This is a genomic window from Streptomyces cavernae, assembly GCF_004023625.1.
GTDB classification, from domain to species: Bacteria; Actinomycetota; Actinomycetes; order Streptomycetales; family Streptomycetaceae; genus Streptomyces; species Streptomyces cavernae.
Genome location: NZ_RPDJ01000001.1, coordinates 412,874 through 437,072 on the forward strand (window position 1 = coordinate 412,874; position 24,199 = coordinate 437,072).

At 68.6% G+C, this 24,199-nt stretch carries 17 protein-coding genes and 1 pseudogene; 11 read left to right on the forward strand and 7 right to left on the reverse strand.

The features are described 5' to 3' along the window. Positions 1 to 363: 363 nt before the first annotated feature. Together EF387_RS48215 and EF387_RS48220 are read left to right on the forward strand one after the other, a co-directional pair. The gene (locus tag EF387_RS48215; protein WP_238431460.1) at positions 364 to 624 is read left to right on the forward strand and encodes a winged helix-turn-helix transcriptional regulator; all 261 of its coding nucleotides are present in this window, start codon (positions 364 to 366) and stop codon (positions 622 to 624) included. Positions 625 to 655: 31 nt separating this feature from the next. Continuing rightward, complete coding sequence (locus EF387_RS48220; RefSeq protein WP_238431461.1) at positions 656 to 823, forward strand: Lrp/AsnC ligand binding domain-containing protein; 168 nt, start codon at positions 656 to 658, stop codon at positions 821 to 823. Between the two features lie 348 nt (positions 824 to 1,171). Here EF387_RS48220 and EF387_RS11810 read toward each other — a convergent pair whose 3' ends face one another. Next, entirely contained in the window at positions 1,172 to 1,939 is a 768-nt protein-coding gene (locus EF387_RS11810) for a FadR/GntR family transcriptional regulator (protein ID WP_128376460.1), read from the reverse strand. Continuing rightward, positions 1,932 to 3,404 carry an amidase gene (locus tag EF387_RS11815; protein WP_202918208.1) on the reverse strand — a complete coding sequence of 491 codons (1,473 nt, stop codon included), beginning with the start codon at positions 3,402 to 3,404 and terminating at the stop codon, positions 1,932 to 1,934. Before EF387_RS11815 ends, EF387_RS11810 begins: the two co-directional genes overlap by 8 nt. A 123-nt stretch (positions 3,405 to 3,527) precedes the next feature. Here EF387_RS11815 and EF387_RS11820 point away from each other — a divergent pair, with 123 nt between their 5' ends. The 8 genes from EF387_RS11820 to EF387_RS11855 are packed head-to-tail and all read left to right on the forward strand — an operon-like array spanning position 3,528 to position 12,203. After that, entirely contained in the window at positions 3,528 to 4,601 is a 1,074-nt protein-coding gene (locus EF387_RS11820; protein WP_128376461.1) for an isocitrate/isopropylmalate dehydrogenase family protein, read from the forward strand. Positions 4,602 to 4,606: 5 nt separating this feature from the next. Beyond that, a complete protein-coding gene (locus tag EF387_RS11825; RefSeq protein WP_128376462.1) occupies positions 4,607 to 6,136 on the forward strand; it encodes an ABC transporter substrate-binding protein in 1,530 nt (509 codons plus the stop codon). A gap of 16 nt (positions 6,137 to 6,152) precedes the next feature. Beyond that, positions 6,153 to 7,106 (forward strand): ABC transporter permease, encoded by a 954-nt coding sequence (locus EF387_RS11830; protein WP_128376463.1) that lies wholly within the window; start codon positions 6,153 to 6,155, stop codon positions 7,104 to 7,106. Beyond that, the gene (locus EF387_RS11835) at positions 7,103 to 7,981 is read left to right on the forward strand and encodes an ABC transporter permease (RefSeq protein ID WP_202918209.1); all 879 of its coding nucleotides are present in this window, start codon (positions 7,103 to 7,105) and stop codon (positions 7,979 to 7,981) included. The genes EF387_RS11830 and EF387_RS11835 overlap by 4 nt, the downstream gene beginning before the upstream one ends. Continuing rightward, positions 7,978 to 9,036 carry an ABC transporter ATP-binding protein gene (locus tag EF387_RS11840; protein ID WP_128376464.1) on the forward strand — a complete coding sequence of 353 codons (1,059 nt, stop codon included), beginning with the start codon at positions 7,978 to 7,980 and terminating at the stop codon, positions 9,034 to 9,036. Before EF387_RS11835 ends, EF387_RS11840 begins: the two co-directional genes overlap by 4 nt. Continuing rightward, positions 9,029 to 9,910 carry an ATP-binding cassette domain-containing protein gene (locus EF387_RS11845; protein ID WP_128376465.1) on the forward strand — a complete coding sequence of 294 codons (882 nt, stop codon included), beginning with the start codon at positions 9,029 to 9,031 and terminating at the stop codon, positions 9,908 to 9,910. The genes EF387_RS11840 and EF387_RS11845 overlap by 8 nt, the downstream gene beginning before the upstream one ends. Next, positions 9,907 to 11,400, forward strand: coding sequence for an aldehyde dehydrogenase family protein (locus EF387_RS11850; RefSeq protein WP_202918210.1), 1,494 nt, complete (start codon positions 9,907 to 9,909; stop codon positions 11,398 to 11,400). Before EF387_RS11845 ends, EF387_RS11850 begins: the two co-directional genes overlap by 4 nt. 5 nt (positions 11,401 to 11,405) lie before the next feature. Then, entirely contained in the window at positions 11,406 to 12,203 is a 798-nt protein-coding gene (locus EF387_RS11855) for an SDR family NAD(P)-dependent oxidoreductase (RefSeq protein WP_128376609.1), read from the forward strand. A gap of 165 nt (positions 12,204 to 12,368) precedes the next feature. Here the strand turns inward: EF387_RS11855 and EF387_RS11860 are convergent, their stop codons facing one another. After that, positions 12,369 to 14,636 (reverse strand): arylsulfatase, encoded by a 2,268-nt coding sequence (locus EF387_RS11860; RefSeq protein WP_128376466.1) that lies wholly within the window; start codon positions 14,634 to 14,636, stop codon positions 12,369 to 12,371. Between the two features lie 146 nt (positions 14,637 to 14,782). Further along, positions 14,783 to 15,760 (reverse strand): formylglycine-generating enzyme family protein, encoded by a 978-nt coding sequence (locus EF387_RS11865; protein ID WP_128376467.1) that lies wholly within the window; start codon positions 15,758 to 15,760, stop codon positions 14,783 to 14,785. Between the two features lie 819 nt (positions 15,761 to 16,579). On the opposite strand from EF387_RS11865, the gene EF387_RS11870 reads away from it, so the two are divergent. Continuing rightward, positions 16,580 to 18,616, forward strand: a complete 2,037-nt coding sequence (locus EF387_RS11870; protein ID WP_202918211.1) for an NPCBM/NEW2 domain-containing protein — start codon at positions 16,580 to 16,582, stop codon at positions 18,614 to 18,616. A gap of 191 nt (positions 18,617 to 18,807) precedes the next feature. Here the strand turns inward: EF387_RS11870 and EF387_RS48225 are convergent. From EF387_RS48225 to EF387_RS11890, 3 genes and pseudogenes are all read right to left on the reverse strand, one after another. Further along, positions 18,808 to 19,277: pseudogene (locus tag EF387_RS48225) on the reverse strand (NAD(P)-binding domain-containing protein); the annotation flags it as partial. 190 nt (positions 19,278 to 19,467) lie between these two features. After that, positions 19,468 to 20,439, reverse strand: coding sequence for a succinylglutamate desuccinylase/aspartoacylase family protein (locus tag EF387_RS11880; protein ID WP_128376468.1), 972 nt, complete (start codon positions 20,437 to 20,439; stop codon positions 19,468 to 19,470). A 212-nt stretch (positions 20,440 to 20,651) separates the two neighbouring features. Then, entirely contained in the window at positions 20,652 to 23,678 is a 3,027-nt protein-coding gene (locus tag EF387_RS11890) for an aminotransferase class III-fold pyridoxal phosphate-dependent enzyme (protein WP_128376469.1), read from the reverse strand. Positions 23,679 to 24,199: the final 521 nt, after the last annotated feature.

The following is a 24,199-nucleotide window of genomic DNA, read 5'->3' on the forward strand; positions in this document are numbered from 1 at the left end:
ACCGCCAACCCTCGTCAGAGGAGGAGTGAACCAACGCGCGCCGGAACGGCAGGTGTCAGGCCCTTGGGCGGTCGCCGAACCGCGCGCACGTCTCGAACACCCCCGACAAGCGACAATCAGCGGTGAAGGACCATCAGGTCCGGCCGATCGAGGAACCACCACCATGGTGCGTGCCTGACCTCACAACTTCGTTGGGAGCAAAGCCTGTTGCTGGTGGTATGGCGGCTGACATGAGGAACACGGTCCCAAGGGCCCTATCCGTCCACAACAACGGTGTGCACAGCGATGCGAGGCACGCTTCGACGGAGCAGTCCGCTCCCGCCGAGAGTGAGCGTTGCGGCAAGTACTGCTTACACTTGCGGTATGTCGGCACCCGTACACCTCGACTCGGTCGATCTGCAGATCCTGGAGTTGCTGCGAGCCGACGGGCGGCGCATCATTCGCGACATCGCACGTCTGGTGAAGCTCTCACCGGCGCCGGTCCGCCGGCGCATCGCACGCCTCGAGGACTCGGGAGTCATCACCGGCACACGGTCACGACGGATCAGGCCAAGCTCCGTCAGGGCCTTCAGGCGGTCACCGAGCTGCGTTTCACGGGCGACACCGACATCCACGACATCGTGAGTTCGCGTCGACGCTGCCGGAGGTCGACGAGGTGCTGACGCTCACCGGTGACGTGGACGCACTCGTGCGGTTGCATGTCGACAACGTCGATGACCTGCAGAAAGTGGTAAATCGGCTGCGTCGTAAAGGCGTTGGTGTGCTGCAGACGAAGACGCTGATCGTCATCGCGTCCTGGCAGCGCGGAACACCCGTGCCCTGAGAGCGGACATCTTCACGCGCGGCGCATCGCCCCGCTTGAGAAGTGTCATCGCAGGAAATGGTCGCGCAGCCGGACTGCGCCGTGGCGGGGTGAGGAGGGAAGACGCGGGGCCTCGGGCTCTTCTCGTGCATCAAGGCAAACGCGTGAGGCGCAGTCGGCCAGCCGATTCCAGCGGCACCGACGACGACACGATGGACAGCCCACGAGGGCCGCAGTGTTTGCCTGCGCAACAGCAGCGGCCCCGCGGATCCGGCCGACCCCTGCGACCTGCGACGCATGTCAGTACGCCGCAGGTCCGCGCCCGCCCGGTGCGTCAAAGCCGCGGCGCGGGGGCACGATGGTGGCGGATCAGGTGTCTTCCTTCTCGACAAGAGCGAGCAGCGGACCCTGCTCGCTCTCGGGGACGTAGCCGGCGTAGTAGTCGTAGAGCGTGCGCCGCGATATGCGCGCGGCCGCCAGGCCGTCCCCTGCCCTGATCGCCTCGAGCACCTCCTGGTGGTGGTGGAGTGACTCCCGCATGAGCGCCGTGCTGTTGCCCGCGTGGGAGACCTTGTCCGAGATCAGCGAGAGCACAGCGCCCCGGACGACCTGGTTGCAGACCTCGATGAGGGAGTTGCGGCTGGCCACGGCCACCGCCTCATGGAACGCGACGTCCGCCTTGCTGAACTCCTCGTACCCCACCTCGATCGCGTCCGACATCACGGCAAGCGTCTGTTCCATGGCGGACAGCTCCTCCTCCGACCGCAGCCGGGCCGCCAGCAGGCTCGCCGACCCGTCGAGGATCATGCGGAAGGAGATCAACTCGGCCATCGACACATTGTCGAACTGGACGAGCCGGGTCATCTCCTTGGCCAGGCCGGCCGACGAGAACGGCAGGATCTCCGGACCGTTCGGGTCCCCCGGGCGCGAGCGGACCAGGCCGTTGCTCTCCAGCACGCGCAAGGCCTCCCGCACCGTGGGCCGGCTCGCCCCGAACTGCGACACCAACTCCCGCTCGCTCGGCAGTCGCTGACCGGGCTTGAGGTCACCTCGCGCGATGGCTTGCTCGATCTGCTCGACGATGCGCTGGTAGAGCCGTACCGGCGAGACCTGCCGGAACTGTGCCCCGTCACTCACGCTTCTTCCCTTCTCGAACCGTGGTTCCTGTCGTCTTCTCCCCGGTCGGCGCCCAGGGGGCGCTGTCCGGCCAGCGCGGAACCGCCTCTGCAGGCCGGTTCCGTTCGTACCACGCCGCCGCCCTCAAGACGCCGAGATCGTCGAACCGGCGGCCCGCGAACTGCAGCCCGATGGGCCGACCGTCCGCCGTTAAACCGCAGTTCACGGTCGCCGCCGGCTGCCCCGACATGTTGTACGGCGCCGTGAAGCCGATATGGGACATGGTCTTCCCGTCCTCCATGAACGGCATCGGCTGCTCAGCGGGGAACGCTGCCACCGGAGCTACCGGCGAGAGAACCAGATCGTACGGGACCGTCGCCGCCACGGTCTGCGCCTGGATGCGCATGATCTGCTGGTAGCACTGGAGTACCCTCGTGCCCGGCACGTCCGCGCCCCCCTGGCACCATTGGATGATGTAGGGGTGGACGCGCAGCCCCGCCTCGGGCGCCAGTGCTCGGAAGTCGTTCCAGGACCGCACCCGCCAGAACAGATCCAGGTCGTCCAGAAGATCCTGGCTCATGAACGGCTCGACCGGCTCCACGACGGCTCCCGCCGCCTCGAAGACCGCCGCGGCACGGTTCACCGCGGCGAGGATCTCGGCGTCGCACGGCTCCCCGCAGCCGGCGTCCAGGTGCACGCCCACCCGCAGTCCGCGTACATCGAGTACATCGACGACCACCGACCAGTCGATGTCCTGCGGCGGCAGGCTCGACCAGTCCCGGGGATCCGGTCGGCTCAGGACACGCATGAACAGGGCCGCGTCCGCCACGGTGCGCGTCATGGGGCCGGCGCAGCGCCCCAGGTACGGAGTGTCCAGCGGGATCCTCCCGTAGCTGGGCTTGAGCGTGGCGAGACCCAGCCAGGTGCCCGGCAGCCGGATCGATCCCCCGATGTCGGTGCCGACGTGGAGCGGACCGTACCCCCCGGCGGCCGCGGCCCCCGCACCGGAGCTGGAACCGCCCGTCGTCCAGGCGGGGTTCCAGGGGCTGCGTGAAATGCCGTGCCGGCTGGAGACCCCCGAGGAGAGCATGCCCCAGTCCGGCATCACGGTCGACCCGAGTACCACCCCACCGGATTCGACGACCCGCGCGGTGATCGGCGCGTCCACCTCGGGGACGACCGGCTCGACCCCCGCGTTGCCCGAGGGCATGGGGACACCCCGGCGGGCGACGTTCTCCTTCAGCGTCACCGGCACGCCGTCGATGGGACCGAGCGGTTCCCCCGCCGCCCAACGGCCTTCGCTGGCCAGGGCCGCCTTGCGGGATTCGTCCGGGTCCCGCGCCCAGAACGCGTTGAGCACACTCTCGCGAGCCTCGATCACCGCCTGGACGGCGTCGTGGACCTGCACCGGAGACAACGTGCCGTCAGCGAATCCGGCCACCATCTCCACGGCCGACATTGCGGCCAGGCTTTGTTCCGTGAGCACCCGAACTTCCCTTCGCTCTCGGTACCGAAGGCCTTCGCGCCCTTGACAAGAACCGGCTTCAGTCGTCACGGTACCTGACAAGTGAGCTTACTGGTCAGGCCAGTTATAGCGAAGGGTGCGTCCATGACGCGGAACACCAACGTTGTGCGGCTCGCCGTCATACCGGGTGACGGAATAGGCCCCGAGGTCGTCGGCGCTACCGTCCCCGTGCTCCAGGCCGCGCTGGAGGCCGACGGCCATCGGCTCGACACGACCGAATTCGACTGGGGAGGCGAGCGGTTCCTCCGGCAGGGCGCGGCGATGCCGTCGGATGCGGCCGATCTCGTCAAGAAGACGGACGCGGTGTTATTCGGTGCCGTCGGACGTCCTGATGTGCCGGAACACGAACTGGTCTGGGGCCTGATCATCGGGCTGCGGCAACAACTCGACCTCGCCGTGAACCTCCGTCCGGTACGCGCGTTCCCCGGCGTTCCCACCAAGGTGCGCGACACCGACGGCGTGGACCTGGTGATCGTGCGCGAGAACACCGAGGGCGAATACGTCGGCGCCGGCGGGGTGGCGCACGCCGGCAGCGGACACGATCTCGGCATCGAGATCGCCGTGCACTCCCGTCGCGTCATCGAGCGGGCGGCGCACCATGCCTTCACCCTGGCCGGCCGGCGGTCGGGGAATCTGTGCCTGGTGACCAAGTCCAACGCGATGCGATACGGCTATCCGCTGTGGGACCGGGTGGTGCGCGAGGTCGGCGAGCAGTACCCGGGGGTCCGGCTGGAGACCGTGCTGGTGGACGCCATGGCGGCCCGCATGATCCAGGCTCCGCGATCCCTTGACGTCCTGCTCACCAGCAACCTGTTCGGCGACATCCTGTCCGATCTCGCCGCGGTGCTCGCCGGCGGTATGGGCATGGCGCCCAGCGCCAACGTCCTGCCTGGCGCGGACGTGCCCGGCATCTACGAACCGGTCCACGGCTCCGCACCCGACATCGCCGGGAAGGGCGTGGCGAATCCGGTGGCATGCATGCTCTCCGGCGCGCTGCTGCTCGACGACCTCGGACACGCGGACGCGGCTCGCCGCATCCGCGACGCGGTGGCGGGCACCTTACGCGATGCCCGGCACCACACGGCCGACCTCGGCGGCAACGCCACCACAGCGGACGTGACATCCGCCGTCCTGCACACGATGGAAAGCCAGGGGTAGAACACATGAGACACCAACGGCAGCTGACGCGGCACACCGCGACGGTCGCAGCCACGCTCGCATGCCTGCTCCTGGCGGCCTGCTCGGCGGGGTCCACTGCAGACGGAAACGCCGACAGCCCCGACAAGACCAGCGACACCCTGAAGATCGGTCTCACCGCCGAGCCGGCCAACCTCGACTTCACCAAGACCGCCGGTGCCGCCATTCCGCAGGCACTGCTCTACAACGTCTACCAGAACCTGGTGAAACTGGACCAGTCCGGGAAGATGCAGCCCGAGCTGGCCACCTCGTGGACGCTCTCCAAGGACCGCAAGACGTACACGTTCCAGCTGGTCAAGGACGCCGAGTTCAGCAATGGCGCACCGTTCACGGCCGAGGACGCCAAGTTCTCCATCGAACGCGTCAAGTCCGACTGGACGATTTCGCTGAAGTCCCAGATGGACGTCGTCGACACGGTGCAGGCGGTGTCGCCCACCGAACTCAAGGTCACCCTGAAAGAGCCGAGCAACGACTGGCTGTACCGGATGACCACACGCCTCGGCGCGATGTTCAGCCGGACCGGTGTGGGCAAGCTGGCCACCGAACCGGTGGGCACCGGCCCGTACACGGTGAAGAAGTGGAACCGTGGCGACTCGATCACGCTGGCCCGTCGTGACGACTACTGGGGGCGCGAACCGCACTTCGCGTCGGTCACCCTCAAGTACTTCAAGGACCCGACGGCCATGAACAACGCCCTGCTCACGGGCACCATCAACATGATCGGGCAGATGCAGTCCCCCGATGCCCTGGACCAGTTCAAGAGCAACTCGAAGTACAAGGTCGTCGAGGGCTCGACCAACGGCGAGGTGGTCCTCTCCCTCAACAACGGCTCGGGCCCGATGCGGAATCCGAAGGTCCGGCAGGCGGTCCGCTACGCCATCGACCACAAAGCCCTGGTGGACACCTGCTGGGCGGGCTACGGCAAGCCCATCGGCAGCATGGTCGCCCCGACCGACCCGTGGTACCAGGACCTCACGAACGAGTACCCGTACGACCGCAGCAAGGCAAGGCAACTCCTCGAGGAGTCCGGCGAAGCCGGCCGGACACTGCGGCTGCGGATTCCGACGCTGCCTTACGCCACCGCGTGCGGCACCGTGGTCAAGAGCCAGCTCGAACAGGCCGGATTCAAGGTCAAGCTCGACCAACTGGAGTTCCCCGCCGCCTGGCTGAGCACCGTGTTCAAGAACGCCGACTACGACATGTCCATCATCGGCCATGTGGAACCGCGCGACATTCAGGCGGTCTTCGGGGACAAGACCTACTACACCCGCTACGACAACCCTCAATTCCGCGCGCTGCTGAAGAAGGCGGACCGGGGCACCCAGGAGGAGCAGACCACCTACATGCGGGAGGCCGCCCGGCTGCTGTCCCGCGACGCCGCGGCCGACTGGCTGTTCCTGCTGCCGAACCTGATGGTGGCGGACAAGGGCATCACCGGCCTGCCGGTGAACTCCGTCTCCGAGTCACTGGATCTCACCGGCCTGAGCCGGTCGTGAAAGGCGGACCCAACCGATGATCGTCCGCCTGATGCAGCGGATCGCGATCCTCCTGGCCAGCCTCGTCGTGAGCTCCGTGATGGTGTTCGCGTTCATGGCGGTTCTGCCGGGGGATCCGGCCCGCGTCGCCCTCGGAACCAGTGCGTCGGACACGGCGGTTGCCCAACTCCGCGAGGAGTTCGGGCTAGACCGGCCGCTCGTGGTCCAGTACTTCAACTGGGTACAGGGACTGCTGACGTTCGACCCGGGGAACTCCTACATCTCCCAGGCGCCGATCGGCCCGCAGATTGCCGACCGCCTCCTGGTCACCCTGTGGCTCGTCGTCACCGGCATGGTGCTCGCCTGCATCCTGGCCATCCCCATGGGCACCCTCATGGCGGTACGGCACCGCAGACCGTCCGGGCTGATTCTCTCGGCGCTGTCCCAAGTCGGCGTGGCGGTCCCGGCCTTCCTCGCGGGCATCCTCCTGATCACCGTGTTCGCGGTCGGGCTCGGGTGGCTGCCGGCGAACGGCTGGACACCCCCGGCGGAGGATCCGGTCCTGTTCCTCAAGCAGTTGGTGCTGCCCGCGCTGTCCCTCGGGATGGTGCAGGCGGCCATGCTCACCCGCTATGTCCGCAGCGCCGTGCTCGATGTCCTCCGGGAGGACTATCTGCGCACCGCTCGCGCCAAAGGACTCCGCCCGACGCAGGCGCTGCTGCGGCACGGCCTGCGGAACGCGGCGGTGCCCGTGGTCACCGTTCTGGGGTTGCATCTCGCCACGCTGCTGGTGGGCGCCGTCGTCATCGAACGGGTCTTCGTCATCCCCGGCCTGGGGAGCCTGCTGCTGGACAGCGTCTCCAACCGGGACCTCATCATGGTGCAGGACGTGGTCATGATCATCGCAATGGCGGTGCTGCTCGTGAACTTCCTGGTGGACGTCGCCTATCTGGTGATCGACCCGCGCCTCAGGGTGGGTGGTGCGTCATGAGTGCTCTGGACACGGAAACCGCCGTCAAGTCCGCGGTGCCCGCCGGCCGCCGGCGGCGCCGCCCGATGACGGGCGGCCTCCTCGTGGGCGGTCTCATCGTCTCGGTCGTGCTCGGCATGGCGCTGCTGTCCTTCGTGTGGACCCCGCACGCCCCGACCCTGGTGAACCCCTCCGCGCGGCTGGAGACGCCATCACTGGAGTACTGGTTCGGCACGGACAAGTTCGGCCGCGACGTGTTCAGTCAGATCCTGATGGGCTCACGCACCACGCTGTTCGTCGGATTCGTGGCGGTGGGGGTCGCAGCCCTGGTCGGAGTGCCCCTCGGCATCGTCGCCGGAATGGGGTCCCGCTGGCTCGGCGAACTGCTGATGCGCGGCAACGACCTGCTTCTCGCCTTCCCGGCGCTCCTGTTGGCCATCATGTTCGCCGCCGTGTACGGCGCCAGCACACTGGTCGCGATGGTCGCCATCGGTATCGCGTCCATCCCCAATTTCGCCCGGTTGATCCGCGGCGGCACGCTCCAGGTCATGAAGACCGAGTACGTCATCGCCGCGCGCGCCGCGGGCCGCGGTCCGTTCGCGATCGGCCTGCGGCACGTCCTGCCCAACGTCAGCAGTCTCGTCATCGTGCAGGCGTCGGTCGGTTTCGCGATCGCCGTACTCGCCGAAGCCGCCCTGTCCTTCCTGGGCTTCGGAACCCCGCCCCCCACACCGTCCTGGGGCCGGATGCTGCAGGAGAGCCAGGAGATGCTGTCGTCCGCCCCCCGGCTGGCGGTGTTCCCGGGCATCGCGATCGCGGTGGCGGTGCTCGGATTCAACCTGCTCGGCGACGGCCTGCGCGACCGTTTCGACCCCAAGCTGGAGGACCGCCGATGACCCCGGTACCTGACACGGCACCGGCCTCCGCGCAGGACTCGCCGGACGACGTCCTGGCCGTGCGGAACCTCGAAGTCGCGGTGGGCGGCCGCAAGCTCGTCGAAGACGTCGACTTCACCATCCGGGCCGGCGAACGGGTCGGCCTGATCGGCGAGTCGGGATCGGGCAAGTCGCTGACCGCGCTGAGCATCATGGGCCTGCTCCCCGAAGACCTACGGACCACCGGGTCGGTGCGGCTCGCCGGGGTCGACCACGACCTGGTGGGTGCCGACGAGACGCGGATGTCCCGGGTACGGGGCAAGGAGATCGCCATGGTCTTCCAGGAGCCCATGACGGCTCTCAACCCCACCATGAGGGTCGGGCGACAGATCGCCGAGGTCCTGCTGATCCACCGGACCAGGCCCGACCGCGCGTCCGCCCGAGCCGCCGCCGTGGAACTGCTCGCCCAGGTGGGGCTTCCCGATCCCGAGGCCGCCGCGCACGCCTACCCGCACCAGTTCTCCGGAGGCCAGCGGCAGCGGGTGGTGCTCGCCATCGCCCTCGCGAACGACCCCGCGCTCCTGGTCTGCGACGAACCCACCACCGCGCTCGACGTCACGGTTCAGGCACGGGTGCTCGACCTGATCGTGCGCGGCGTCGAGGACCGCAGGTCGGCCATGCTCTTCATCACCCACGACCTGGCCGTGGTGGCCACGGTCTGCGAGCGGGTCATGGTCATGTACGGCGGACGGGTGGTCGAATCCGGCCCGGTCCGGGAGGTGTTCACACGCCCTCGGCACCGCTACACCCAGGGACTGATCGGCGCGTCGGACCTGTCCGTGGTCGATGACCGCGGTCGCCTGATAACGATCGGCGGGTCGGTTCCACCGGCGGGCCACTTCCCCGCCGGATGCGTCTTCCGGAACAGGTGCGATTCCGCGAGCGAGTCGTGCGCCACCAGGCCTGACTGGAGACCGACCGGCCCGGACTCCGGCTATGCCTGCTTCCACCCGGTGCCCGAGAACGGCGCACACAGGACCGGCGTCCCCATGAACCAGGAGGCAGGCCGTGCCTGATCAGTCGACGAGCGCCAAACTCGCACCCGGGGCGGGAACCGATCCCGTGGACGCCATCAGCGTCCGCGACGTCACCCGCGACTACCGACGGCCCCGTACCTCGCTGCGCCACCCCAGCCCGCCGGTGCACGCCCTGCGCGGCGTCAGCTTCGCCGTCCCTCAGGGGCAACGGTTCGGCATCGTGGGCGAGTCGGGCTGCGGCAAGTCGACCCTGCTGCGGATCCTGGCCGGGCTCGACCGCCCCACCAGCGGCAGCGTCGCCATCGACGGCCGGGACATCACCGGGCTCCGGGAGAGACAGCTCCGGTTCGTCCGTGAGCGACTCCAACTCGTGTTCCAGGACCCGATGAGTTCACTGGACCCGCGTATGCGCGTCGGCGACATCGTGGGCGAGCCACTCGTCGCCCAGGGGCACCCGAACCGCCGGGAGCGAGTGGCCGAGTTGCTCGAGGCCGTCGGCCTGCCGACCGATGTGGCGGACCGGTATCCGCACCAGTTCTCCGGCGGCCAGCGGCAGCGCATCTCGATAGCCCGCGCGCTCGCCCCCCGACCGAAGATCATTGTGGCCGACGAGCCGGTGAGCGCCCTGGACGTGTCCGTACGGGCCCAGGTGCTCAACCTCATCGCCGACCTCGTCGACGAGTTGTCCCTCACGCTGGTCTTCGTCTCCCACGACCTCTCCGTGGTCCGTCATGTGTGCGACCGGGTCGCGGTCATGCACGACGGACAGATCGTGGAGACGGGGCCCACCGAGCAGGTGTACGAGGAACCACAACATCCCTACACACGCAGGCTGATCGCCGCCGTTCCGACTCTGGGCAAGGCACTGTCCGGAGTGTCGGCGGCCGACCTCAACCGGGAGTACCGACCGTGACCACCCACGTCAAACCCGCCGCCGGCGAAAGCCCCGTGACGGGAGAGTTTCCCGAGGGGCTTCCCATCGGCGACCACTGGGTGGAGGCACCCGCCGCCGAGGACATCCGCTTTCCCTACGACGGAACGCTCGTGGCGCAGGCGCCGGTCGGGGACCCCGGCCTCGCACGCCGGGCGGTGGACGCGGCCGTCGCGGTGCGCGAGCAGGTCGGCCGACTCCCCTCGCACACCCGCAGGTCGGCGTTGCTCGCGACGCACGACGCGGTCGCCTCCCGACGCGCTGACTTCGAGCGGCTCCTGGTCCTGGAGACCGGCAAGCCGCTGGTGGACTGCCGTGTCGAGGTGGATCGCACCCTGCTGACCCTGCTGACGGCCGCCGAGGAAGTGGCCCGACTGCACGGGGAGACGGTGCCGCTGGACCTGCTGCCGTCGGGCGAGGGTCTGCTCGGCTTCTGGACCCGCAAGCCGATCGGCGTGGTCGTGGGCATCGCGGGATACAACTACCCGCTGCTGCTCGCCACGCACAAGATGGCGCCGTCGCTGGCCGCCGGCTGCCCGGTCATCGCCAAACCCGCCCCGCAGACACCGCTCGCCACCCTGTGGCTGGTGCACCTCCTCCGCGAGGCACTGCACGCCGCCGGCGCGCCGCAGGCAGCGGTGCAACTGGTGACCGGGGGCCCCGAAGTGGGCGCCGCACTGACCACCGACCGCCGGATCGGGGCGGTGTCCTTCACCGGTTCCGCCGCCGTGGGCCACCGGATCGCCCGGGACGCGGCACCCACCAAGGTACTGCTCGAACTCGGCTCCAACGCCGCTCTGGTGGTGGCCGCCGACGCCGACCTCGACGCCGCCGCCGACGCGGTGGTACGAGGCGGTTACTACGCGTCCGGTCAGGCGTGCATCAGCGTGCAGCGCGTCATCGTGGTGGACTCCGTACGGGAGGAGTTCGTGGCCCGTTTGACGGAGCGAGTGGCCCAGGTGGTCGTGGGCGACCCCCGGGACCCGGCGACGAGAGTCTCGGCACTCATCGACGAGCGGTCGACCGAGCGGGTGTGCGCCTGGCTGGAGGAGGCGGTGAAGGCGGGGGCGTCCCTGGCGGCCGGAGGCGGGGTCACCGACGGGGTGATCGAGCCCACCGTGCTGCTCGACGTGGACCGCTCCCTCGCCGTCTGGGGCGAGGAGGTCTTCGGCCCCGTGGTCGCCGTACGGTCCGTCCCCGATCTTCAGACGGCCTTCGACGTGGTCAACGACTCGCGCTACGGACTCCACGCGAGCGTCTACACCAGCGCACTCGACACGGCGTTCGCCGCTCTCGACCGCCTGGAGGTGGGCGGAGTGGTCGTCAATGAGGTTCCCGGCTTCCGTTCCGACGTGATGCCGTACGGCGGCGTGAAGGACTCCGGGGCAGGAAGGGAGGGCCCCAGGTTCGCCATCGAAGAGCTCACCGTGACCCGTATGGCAGTGATCCGTCCGACGACAACGAAGCCGTGAGGACCATGCAAGCAAAGGACCGCACCGATGCGGTGGAGGCGTACTCCCGCCTGTTCAGGCTCGACGGCCGCAGGGCCGTCGTGGTGGGCGCGGGCAGCGGAATCGGCCGGGAGAGCGCCCTGGCCCTCGCCGCACACGGCGCCACGGTGGTATGCGCCGATCGTGACCTGACGGCGGCCGAGGCGTCGGCGTCGCTGGGCCCGGGCCTTTCGGCGTACGCCCTCGACGTGCTCGACGGCGAGGCGGTCACGCGTGCCGCCGAGGAACTCGGACCCGTCGATGTGCTCGTCTTCACCGCCGCGACGAACGTGCGCAAGGCTCTGCTCGACTACACGGCGGAGGAGTTCGAGCGGGTCGTGGCGCTCAATCTGCGCGCGTCCTTCGACCTGGTGCGGGCGTTCGGCCGTGGCATGGCCGAACGCGGCAGGGGAAGCATCATCGGCTTCAGCTCGATTCGAGCGGTGGCCGTCGAGCCCGGACAGGGCGTGTACGCGGCCACGAAGGCCGGCCTCGTCCAGCTGCTGCGGACCGCGGCGGCCGAACTGGGCCCGTCGGGCGTGCGGGTGAACACCATCGCCCCCGGCATCGTGGACACACCGCTGACCGCTCAGATCAGGGCTGTGCCGGAATGGTCGGAGGCCTACGCGACCAAGAGCGCCCTGGGCCGCTGGTCCCGGGCGGAGGAGCTGGCCGGCGCCGTCGTCTACCTCGCGTCCGACGCGTCATCCTTCGTCACGGGAAGCCAGCTCTTCGTGGACGGAGGCTGGACGGCGATCGACGGACGCTACACGCCGCCCAACTGACCCGACGTCGAGCGGGCGGGGCCACGCGCCGGGAGCCGGGGGATCAGTTGCTCAGAAGGCTCCGTGTCGCTCCCAGCCCCGAAAACGGTAGAGGCCGCCTCCGCTGATCCGCGGAGGCGGCCTTCGCCCTGTGCTCTGGTTTCAGCCACGGCGAGCGGGAGCGGGTCAGTCGATCCGCTCGAAGGCTTCCTCGCCTTCCTCGTCCGGGGCGACCGTGAAGACGACCTTTTCCATCTTTCCGGTGAACGCGAATTCGCCGTCATAGGTGGATGACGAGGGAGACAGGGTGTCCCGGCCGATGTCGAGGCCCTGCCACCCCAGGAAGTGCGGGAGGACCCGCGGAATCGCCTCGGTGCCCACACGCTTGTCCGACACGTAGAGGTGTCCCACGCCCCGCATGTCACCGGTCTTGACGAATTCGAAGGTCAACTCAGCCGGGCCGATGGGGAGTTCTTCCGACGAGGTCACCGTGTAACGGGTGCCGAGGAAGTTGTACTCGTAGACCAGCCGGTTGTCCTTGACGTACAGGACGTATCCGCTGCTGATGTTGCCCAGGGACACCAGCACACCCTCGTCCGACTCGGCGGCCCGGTCGACGAACGCGGTGATGCGGTGCCCGCGATTCATCACCGGCGGCACCGCGGCGCCGGGCAGATGGGCCATGCCGGGGTAGTAGGTGAAGGTGGTGCGCCTGCGCGGAGAGCCGGGACGCGGAATCTTCGCCCGGTACGCGAATCCCTGGTCGTCCAGCGGCAGCACATCGTATTTCCCCGCCTCCACCCAGAAGCGGGAGATCATCTTCTGCAGTTGGTCGGGCCGCGCCTGCGCAAGATCGTTGCATTCCGAGAAGTCGGTGTCGTGGTGGTAGAGCTCCCATTGATCCGCGTCGAAGGACGTTCCGCGCTGGTGGTAGGTGACGGCCTTCCAGCCGTCGTGCCAGATCGCGCGGTGCCCGAACATCTCGAAGTACTGGGCGTCCTTGCGCGTCGGCGCGGTCGGCTCGTCGAAGGTGTAGGCCATGCTGACACCGTGGATCGGCAGTTGCGGGATGCCGTTGTAGACCGCGGGAGCCTGCACACCGAGCAACTCGAACAGGGTCGGGACGATGTCGGTGACATGGTGGAACTGCTGCCTGATCTCGTCGGTGCGCGGCAGACCCCGGGGCCAGTTCACGATGAGCGGGCAGCGGACGCCGCCTTCGTGGGTGTTCTGCTTGTAGCGCTTGAACGGTGTGTTGCCCGCCTGCGCCCAGCCCCAGGGGTAGTTGGAATGGGCGCGTGTGGTGCCGATCTCATCGATCCGCGCGACCATCTCGTCGAGGTCCTCCGGGATGCCGTTCTGAAATGCGGTGGGGTTGAGTGAACCCTTCTGCCCGCCTTCCTGGCTGGCCCCGTTGTCCGACAGCAGGATGGTGATGGTGTTCTCCATCCGGCCTATCCGCTCGAGGAACTCCATGAGGCGGCCGATGTGGTGGTCGGTGTGGTCGACCATCGCCGCGTAGGCCTCCTGGAGGCGTACGGACAGCTTGTTCTCGTCGTCGGACAGCTCGTCGAAGGGCAGGACCCCGGGGTTGCGCGGCGCCAGTTCGGTGCCGGGCGGCAGGATGCCCCGTTCGATCTGGCGCGCGTGCCGGGTGGCGCGTTCGACATCCCAGCCGTGGTCGAACCGGCCGCGGTACTTCTCCAGGTATTCCTGCGGGGCCTGGTGCGGGGCGTGTGCCGCGCCGAACGCCAGGTACAGGAAGAAGGGTTTGTCCGGAGTGACCGACGTCTGGTCCGTGACGAACTGGATCGCCCGGTCGACGAGGTCCTCACTGAGGTGATAGCCCTCTTCCGGACTCTTCGGCGGAGCCACCGCGTGGTTGTCGTAGAACAGTTCCGGATAGAAACTGTCCGTCTCGGCCTCCAGGAAGCCGTAGTAGCGCTCGAATCCGCGGGACAACGGCCACTGGGTGTACGGCCCGGACGGGGTGGTCTGCTCCATCGGCGCCAGGTGCCACTTGCCCACGGCCATGGTGTTGAAGCCGCTGTCGCGCAGGACCTCGGGCAGTGTCGCGGCGGCCTTGGTGATCCGTCCGCGACCGCTGGGGAAACCGGTGTCGAAGTTGGACAGCATGCGCATACCGACCGAGTGGTGGTTCCGGCCGGTCAGCAGGCAGGCACGGGTCGGTGAACACAGCGTGGTGGTGTGGAAGTTCGCGTAGCGAAGGCCGCCGGCGGCGAGGGCGTCCATGGCCGGGGTGTCGATGTCCGAGCCGAAGCAACCGAGGTCGGAGAAGCCGACGTCGTCGAGCACGATCACCACGACGTTGGGTGTGCCCTCGGGAGGCGAGGGCTGATCGGGCCACCACGGGGTCGACTCCTCGTAGGTCGTGCCGATCTTGCCTTGGAAAGCGGCGCTCGCGGACGGTGAATCCGGAGAGGCGGTGGTCATCCAGGACGCTCCCTTGCGTAAGACATTCGAAAGACGTGCGCTGTGCCTGTAGCGGGGTCCGCACTCGTCGCAGCTGCTGGGCGGCGTGCCCGCCGGGCGCCAGGGGCCGCTGAGCCGAGCGTGGAGGGGGCCGATCGTGCGGTCCATCAGCGCGACCGGGGAAGGTCCGCCGCGCAGCGGAACCCCATGTGCCCGGTGCTGCTGTCGGGTGTGTTGGACGTGCGCGCGGCGACGCGGTAGCGGTTGCAGTACGACGCATGGCACAGGTAGGAGCCGCCGCGGATCACCTTCGCCTCCCCCTCGGGAGGTCCGGCGGGGTCCCGGCGGGTCTCGGGGCGGTCGGCCGCGTGCCATGTGGTGCTCCACCAGTCGGAGCACCATTCCCACACGTTGCCCGATGTGTTGTACAGGCCGAAGTTGTTGGGCCGGTAGGTCTTGACCGGCGCGGTTCCCAGATATCCGTCCTCACCCGTGTTGACCTCAGGGAACTTCCCCTGCCAGATGTTGCAGCGGTGCTGTCCCCTGGGCAGCAGCTCGTCCCCCCAGGGGAAGCGGGCGCGATCCAGACCGCCACGCGCCGCCATCTCCCACTCCGCCTCCGTGGGCAGGCGCTTGCCCGCCCAGGCCGCGTAGGCGGACGCGTCGCGCCAGGAGACATGGACGACAGGGTGGTTCGACAGACCGGTCCATGACGACCCCGGTCCGTAGGGTGCCTGCCAGGACGCTCCCTCGACAGCGAGCCACCAGGGCGCCTGCTCCACCGTGCCGTCGAGCACCAGGTGCCGGGCGTCAGGGTGAACGAGTGCGTAGAACACGAAGGACCAGCCGTAGCGCTCGGCATCGGTCCGGTAGCCGCTGTGGCGCACGAACGTCGCGAACTGTCTGTTGGTGACAGTGGTCGCGTCGATGAGGAACGGCGACACCTCCACGGCTCGGACCGGGCCTTCACCGTCCTCCGGAAACGCGTCGGCATCGTCGCCTCCCATCAGGAAGGTGCCTCCGGGGATGCGCACCATGGCGCGCAGCCCCTGTGCCCGGTCCCGCCCCGAGTCCTGGATCCGTGCGGCGGACGGCTCGGTGCCCCGGTCGCCCCCTGACGCGGGGGCGCAACATGCGCCTGACATCGCTCCTCCGACCGCGGCTGCTGTTCCTCGCCCGACCGACCACACCTTCGCCCGCGAGTTCGAGAGTACGGCCCGCCGTGCGCGCCGTGTCCGCCGTGCGCGCCGGGCCCGCCGTGCGCGCCGTGCCCGCCTCGACCGGCGGCCGGGGCGGCTCTCGAGGTGACTGGTCAGACCAGCTTCCTATTCTGCCTAGTTGAAAGAGTTTGTTTCGGTCCGGAGACTGTTGTCAAGGGACAGCGTGAAGCCCAGGGGCGTTACGGGGAGCGGCAGTTCGACCGGTACCGACAGCTTCAGCGTCCGATCCGTGGCCCTGCGAGGCGATCGTCGAGCAGGTGGAGACCGCTGTCTTCTTCGGCTCAAGACGGCCTGCCGCCGCACGCGTTACGGCCGGGTCCCCGAGTTTGCGAGCAGGCGGGAGATGTGGTTCTTGACGGGTCAACAGGGCAACCTTTTAGGCGAGTTGTGCGAGTCCCACAGCGCGTCACCAGAGGATCGTCCACGCACGGGCCCCCGGCCTCACCGGATGCTCACCGCATCATCCGATGTATACCGGGGCTATTGGCGTGTAGCGGAACCGCTGACTTCTGATCGCGTCAAGTTCCCTCCCCGGTGTGCCATCCAACGGAACCAACTGCGCGCTGTGGACATTGCTCACGCCAGTGGCCCTACTTGGGGTCGGTGGAGTATCGGACAACCGTCGGCAATCCTCTTCCACGGCACTCCGGCGAGGCCTACCGTAAGGGCGATCGCGAGATGACGCGTACATGCAGTCATCCAATCTTTCGTCTTCAACTTTCGCGAACACGGAGGTACGTAACGATGCGTCACCTTCCCGCCCGCAAAGCCGGCCGAAGAGTGGTCGGAGCGTTGGCCGCAGGACTGTTGTGCGCCGCCGGGCTCGCCACCCCGGCCGCCATGGCAGCACCACCCCGGGCACCAGCGGGACCCACCCTGGACGACGGCCTCGCGCTCACCCCGCCGATGGGCTTCAACAACTGGAACTCCACACACTGCCGCGCCGAGTTCAACGAGGCCATGGTCAAGGGGATCGCGGACATCTTCGTCTCCAAGGGCCTCAAAGCCGCGGGCTACGAGTACGTCAATCTTGACGACTGCTGGGCACTGCCGGAGCGCGACGCCGACGGCAAACTCGTACCGGACCCTGTCCGATTCCCGAGCGGAATCAAGGCGATCGCGGACTACGTACACGCCAAGGGCCTGAAACTCGGCATCTATACGAGCGCCGGGACCAAGACCTGCAACAGGGCGGGCTTCCCGGGCGCGCTGGGCCACGAGTACAGCGATGCGCAGCAGTTCGCGGACTGGGGCGTCGACTACCTCAAGTACGACAACTGCAACAACCAGGGCGTCGACGCCAAGCTGCGCTACACCACCATGCGTGACGCCCTCAGGGCCGCCTCCGAGAAAACGGGTCGCCCCATCGTCTACAGCATCTGCGAATGGGGCCAGAACAAGCCCTGGGAATGGGCCGCCGACGTCGGCCACCTGTGGCGTACGACCGGGGACATCAGCGACAGCTGGGGTTCGATGCTGTCGATCCTCAAGAAGAACCTGCCACTCGCGCAGTACGCCGGACCGGGCCGCTGGAACGACCCCGACATGCTGGAGGTCGGCAACGGCGGCATGACCGACACCGAGTACCGCACACACTTCTCGATGTGGTCCGTGATGTCCGCGCCGCTGCTCATCGGCACTGATCTGCGCAAGGCGTCCGACGCGACCTTCGACATCCTCGGCAACAAGGAGGTCATCGCCGTCGACCAGGACCCGCTGGGCAAACAGGGCACCGTGCTCTCGTCAGAGGGCGGGCGCTGGGTCGTCGTCAAGGAGATGCGGGACGGCAGCCGCGTGGTGGCACTCTTCAACGAGACCGGCAGCGCCCAGCGCATCGCCACCACCGCGGAAGCCGTCGGGCTGCCGAAGGCGCCCGCGTATTCGCTGCGCGACCTGTGGCAGCACAAGGGCTTCGAGACGGCCGGCCAGATCTCGGCGTCCGTCCCCGCCCACGGCACCGTCCTGTTCCGCGTCTCGGCCGACCGCCGCTGGGTCAAGAACCCGCCCGCCGCCGAACTGGCCGTCCAGGGAAGTGCGTTGCTCGAAGCGGGAAAGCAGACCGTGCTGACGACTACGCTGACCGACCTCGGCCGCGCCCCGGCCACACGCGCCTCCGTGGCCCTCACCGGCCCCGAGGGCTGGACGGTACGGGCGACCTCAGGGACCTCCGCGCCCCTGCTGCCGAGCGGCAGGACGCTGCGGACGACATGGAAGGTGACCGCTCCTGCGGACACGCCCCCGGGCTCGTACGACCTGTCGCTCGAGTCCGCCTACCGCTCCCTGACCGGGCAACGGATCTCGATGAGCCTGCCCGTGACGACATCGGTCGTCGTCGCACCGCCGACGGGCACCTCCGCGCTCGGTGACCTGCAATGGCTCACCGCGGCCAACGGATTCGGGCCGGCCGAACGCAACACGAGCAACGGCGAGAGCGCTGCCGGTGACGGGCATCCGATCACCATCGGCGGAGCCGTGTACGCAAGCGGGCTCGGCGTGCACGCCGAGAGCACCATCGACTACTACACGGGCAAGACCTGCGAGACGGTCACCGCGGACGTGGGCGTCGACGACGAGAAGGGCACCCGGGGAACGGTCTCGTTCGAGATCTGGGCCGACGGCACGAAGGTGGCGTCGACCGGGATCCTGACCAACGCGATGCCCGCACAGCCGCTGTCGGCGGACGTGACCGCCGCGCAGGTCGTGCGCCTCCGCGTCACGGACGGCGCCGACGGAATCGACTCGGACCACGCGGACTGGGCGGACGCAAAGCTGAGCTGCTGAACACGACGACGCCGGGGCCGCCTCCTTCGCTTGCGGCGGCGCCCCGCGAACACCGGCCGCGCCGCACCCTCCACTGAGTACGGCTACTCATGCCGACCCGCACCCGGCCGGGGACGATGGGCTGTGTCGACATCCGGACGGGGGCGGGGGCATGGGCAGGTTTCTGGGGGCGGTGGCCAGCCGTCGTGGCGGCGGCCGGCCACCTGGATGTTGAACCTGTGAGATCCCAGACCGTTCGCAATGCCCATGAAGAGCAGCGCGAAGTGCTCCTGTCCGCCGCGGTGGTGATGCCGCCGATGTCCAGCTGGGACGACGGGGGCCCGCCAAGGTCGGTGAGCAGCCGGTCGGTGGTCCGTTTGGCTTCGGCGTCGTCGCCGGACAGGAAGACGGTGCTTGGGCCGTCAAGACTGTCCGGGGCGACCATCACGGTGCAGTCCAATCCAACCCCGACGTCGATCAGCAGGGTGCCGGTCAGCGCCGGTGCCCCGATGGAGCGCAGTAACTCCACGGAGACGGTTCCCGGTGTGGCGATGACGACTACCTTCGCGTGGGCGGCTGTCTCGTTCAGACCCGCCACGGGGAGACCGAGGTCTGTCCGCTTCTACGGCTCACGCGAACCGAGGAGCACGTCGTGTCCCAAGTGCGCGGTATTGCATCCGATGCATGATCCGACTGAGCTTCAAGCCTCTGATCTCGGACAACGCTCGACCTCTCCGTCGCCGCACACCAAGCCTGTGACCTGGTGATTTACTGACAACTTCCCACCTGATACAAGATGCGTGCAAAAAGAGTGAAATGGGGGCCATTCGGTGGGGTAGTGGGTTGGGATCAGTGGGCGGGCGTGCGGCCCGTCAGTGGTGCGGGGCGGAGATGGCGGCGAGGTGCGTGCCGGGGCGGACGGAGAGTCCGTTCATGCCGTAGATGATCTTTCCGGTGGCGATGGCGGTGATCTTGTGCTCGGTGCCGTCGACCGGGTCGATGATGCGGCCGATGGTCTGTCCCTCGGTGACCTCGTCGCCGGTGACCGCGTCCGGGTACCAGAGGCCTGCGGCCGGAGATTCGACGTCGCCCGCCCAGATCCAGTCGCGCGGCTGCACGGTAGCCGGCTTGACGTGCTGCGACGCTTCGATGACGCCGAGGTGGTGCAGGATCCGGTACAGGGCGTCGAGCAGCCTGCGCACGGTGGCGGGGTCGCGGTCGCCGAGTTGGCCGGTCTCGACGAGGATCGCGGGGATACCCTGCCGGTTCGCCGCGGCGTGGCTGTTGCCGCCGTCGGCGCTGGTGCCGAAGATGACCAGCTCGTATCCGACCGCGTGGGCCATCGCCTTGTTCTTCGCGTCGAGCTCGTCGTCGCCGGTCAGGCGGTAGCCGACGAAGTCGAGCAGATGCTGGTCGATGCCGCCGCTGTGCAGGTCGATGTAGGCGTCGGCGCCGTCGATCAGGTGCTCGAACAGCCAGGCCGCCATCCGGTCGGTGGGGCCGCCGTCCTTGTCGCCGGGGAAGACGCGGTTGATGTTGACGCCGTCCAGCGGGGAGATGTTGAGCCTGCCCCCGTAGACGGCCGGGGGGTTGGCCACGGGGCAGATCACCAGCTGGCCGGCGACCTCGTCCGGTTCCAGCAGCCCGGCCAGGCGGGTGGTGGCGTCGAGGCTGATGAACTCGCCGCCGTGGACACCGCCGGTGATCACCACCCTGGGGCCGGGGCGGGAGCCGTTGACGAGGATCAGGGGCACCTCCGCCGTCGTGGTGCCGAGGTCGGCGGACAGGCTCCCGCGGGTCTTCTGGCCGGGCTCGGCCCTCAGCGCGCCGATGGTCAGGGTCATGTGTTTCCTCTTTCTGACTCAGGCCGCGGAACGGCCGTTTGTGGTGATGCAGTCGATCGACTGGGAGGTGCGGCGCTCCAGGCTGAGGTCCGCGGCGATGCCGCCCATGGGCGGCGAGAGCTTGAAGCCCTGGCCGGAGAGGCCGGCCCGCGGGGCACTTCTCGCTTTCGCGGGCCACTCTCGTTCACTGCCTCAGTGGACGGTTGACCGTCTCAAGACTGAACGGCCGAGCGCAGCTCGGGCAGGGACAGGACCTCGTCCAGCACGTCGACGTAGAGATCCACGTGCTCGCGGCGGAAGGTCATGGGCGGTTTGATCTTCAGTACGTTGTCGTGCACGCCATTGGGGAAGACGATGACACCTCGCTCCTTCGTGAGCTCGGTGACCATGAAGGCCTGCTCAGTGGCCGGCATCTTGGTGGAGCGGTTGCGGACCAGTTCGACGCCGAGGTAGAGCCCTTCCGCCCGCACGTCACCGATGAGCGGTTGGCGCTGCTGGAGCTCGCGCAGCGACTGGGCGAAGTACCCGCCCACGCTCACGGCGTTCTCCCTCAGCCCGTCCTGCTCGACGATGTCGAGCACGGCCTCGCCGATCGCGCAGGAGACCGGGTTGCCGCCGAAGGTGTTGAAGTACTTCATGCCTGTGTCGAACGCGTCGGCGATCTCCCGGGTCGTGACCACCGCCGCGAGGGGATGCCCGTTTCCGAGCGGCTTGCCCATCGTGACGATGTCCGGGACCACCCCCTGGAGCTCGAACCCCCACCAGGGCCCGAGTCGTCCGACACCGACCTGGACCTCGTCGGAGATGCACAGGGCACCCGCTCGCCTGGCAGCGGTGAACACGCCGTCGAGGTAGCCGTCGGGGAACACGATGTTCCCACCCGATCCCATCAGGGACTCGGCGATGAAGGCGGCCGGGGGTCGGCCGTCGGCCGTGATCCGCTCGATGACAGCCGCGGCGTCGCGCGCGTACTTGACTCCGGCGTCCGCGTCGTCGTACCCGTAGGTGCTGCGGTAGCGGTCCGGGATGACGACCTCGTGGGTGGTCGCGGGTGCACCGGCGCCGCCGGGGCCCTTGTAACGGTTCGGGCTGATCCCGGTCACCACGCCGGTGTTTCCGTGGTACGCGCCGTCGATGTTGACGATGTGCTGACGACCTGTCACCTGGCGGGCGATCCGCAGCGCCAGGTCGTTTGCCTCGCTGCCGCTGCATACGAGGAAGACGACCTCGAGCGGGTCGGGCAGCGTGGCTACCAGCTTCTGTACGTAACTGGCGATCTGCGGGTAAACGAAACGGCTGTTGGTGTTGAGCTTGCGCATCTGCCGGGTGGCGGCGGCCGTCACCCGTGGCTCGGCATGGCCGACGTGGGTGACGTTGTTCAGCGAGTCCAGATAGGCCAGGCCCTCCTCGTCGTGGAACCACACGTCCCGCCCACGCACAAGGTTCATCGGGGTGCGGTAGTAGTTGCGCTGGGAGCGAGCGATGTGGCGACGGCGCACTGAGACGACGTCGTCGATGGTGGGGACCGCGGCGGGGGATTCGGTGAACCCGAGGAGCCGGGCGGGGTCGGGTGACAGGTGGCTCCACACCTGCCGTGCCGAAGGCGGCACGACACGAGGCGGCGGCCACGTGGCCATCCGCGCGGTGCGGTGGACCTGCACCTGGACGCAGGATCCGAGCGGGTCCTTCTCCTCGCTCGCGGCGGCGCGTCCCAACGGCGCCCCGGCCGGGACCGTCGCCGCAACGGGTGGCGTGTCGTCGAGTCCCCACCAGCACGTCCAGAACTCCAGCCCCTCGACCGCATGTCGCAGTACCAACGGCATCCCGGCGCCACCGCGGGCTTCGACGACGCCGGACAGCGGGCTGGCAACCTCCTCGGCGTCGGCCACGATCAGCGAGCCGCCGACCTGAACCGTCGCGGGCTCGTCGGCTCCCGGGCGGCGCCGGCCCCCCAGGAGCAGCGATGCGCTGAGGTGGGGCACGTAGCCCCGTCGCCGTCGTCCGTCGAGGACGTCGTCGATGCTCGCGCGCACCGCCCTCGCGTCGTGCCAGTCGACTTCGTCGTAGAGATCACTTGCCGGTCGCAGGTCGAGCAGTTGCGGGGCCGGTGCGTACGGGGCACCGTCTCGGGCCGCCTCTGCCAAGACCTCTTCCAAACCCCGCTGCTCCCGCGTCGGGGGGAGCCCACACGCGACCCGGAACGTCGCCTCGGCGACGTCGGGGCAAACCTTGGCCACCTGCGTGATCGCCGGCCACGTGTGTTGCATGCGGGTCCGCCCGTACGGCGTGTCGCTCTCGGCGACCCGGCGCGTCCACGTCACGGCGTTCATGCACAGCCGGGCGGCCGCCAACGGATAGACAGCCGCCAGTTCCTCAGCCGTGAGGGGGAGCACCGAGTGGAAGCCGGCCACGACTTCGGCCGCGGCAGCGAGCGGGTCGGCCTTTCGGACCATGGCGTAACCCGCCGCGATCGCCACCTCCGCCGCGCGCACACTGTAGAGCGAGTCGCCCAGGTCGACGATGCCCGAGATCCGCAGCACCCCGTCCTCGTCAGCGTCGGCCAGGACGTTGGCGTCATTGAGATCCTGGTGTACGACGCTCCGCGGCAGTCGGTCCCAGGCCGGCAGGAGATCGTCGTACCAGCCCATGATCGTGCGCACCGACTCCCGCCGGTCCGTGTCCTGTACAGCGTGCAGCGACGCCTCGACGATCTCAGCGGCCCGGCGCATGTCCCAGTCGTGCGGTTCCAAGCCCACCGGTGGCTCCATGCTGGAGAGTCCGAGGCTCAGCCGCCCGGCGGCTTCTCCCAGCTGACGCAGAAGCACCGCGGGGTGGTCGTCGAGTTCCGCCAGGACCCGGCCCTCGAGCCAGCTCATCACGCGAACCACGTGCGTCCGGCCCTGGTGGACGACGGCGGCAAGGAACTTCCCCTCGCGTGTCGGGACCAGCCGTGGCACCGGAAGGCCGGGAACGGTGGCGGCCAGATGCTGGAAGAGCGAGTTCTGCCAGAGGACGTCGGCCGAGTCCGGCTCCGCGCGGGTGACCCGTACGAAGTAGCGCATGCCGTCGTCGCCGGTGATCCGGACGTTCTGGTCGATCTCCCCTCCCAGTGGGTGCTGGACATATCCCTCGAGTCCGAAGGACTGCCGCAGCACGTGATCGAGGAGTGAGCCGGGCAGTGGGCCGGTGTGACCGGGGATGGTCGTTCCGTCCTGGCCGGTGGTGGTCGCTGAGGTCATCGGTGCGTTCTCTCTCTCGTCGTCAGGTCGCTCATCACTCACCGTGGGCCTGCGTCACGACGCTCAGGTCGTGGTCAGTCCCCCCCCCGCCACCCGTGTCGGACCTTTGCCGGACGCTGTCAGCCGGCTCCCGGACGGTCCGATCGATTGCGGTTCCCGGGGGCGGCGGGCAGGGCTGCCGCGGCTGTGTCTCGATCGCTTCACGGGCTGCGCAGACCTCGACCAAGTGGGACACCGGGCCAGGACGCTCTCCAACTCCTGGTCGGCGATCAGGTCCGAGGCGGGTCGTCCGTCAAAGGCGGAGCGCTCATCGAGACCGGTCAACAGCTCACGCGGCGGCGGTCATGGCGTCCCAGGTGACGTTGGCGGCGAGCACCCCGCGCAGCGCCTCGGCGGGCTCCAGCGGTGTCCTCATGGTCCTCGCCCCTCGCCTTGAGCTCGGCGTAGTCTCTGGGAGAGTCCTGGGTGATCTCGATCCCGCTCTGCCTGGCGACCGCTGACACTGACCAGAGGAACGCGGC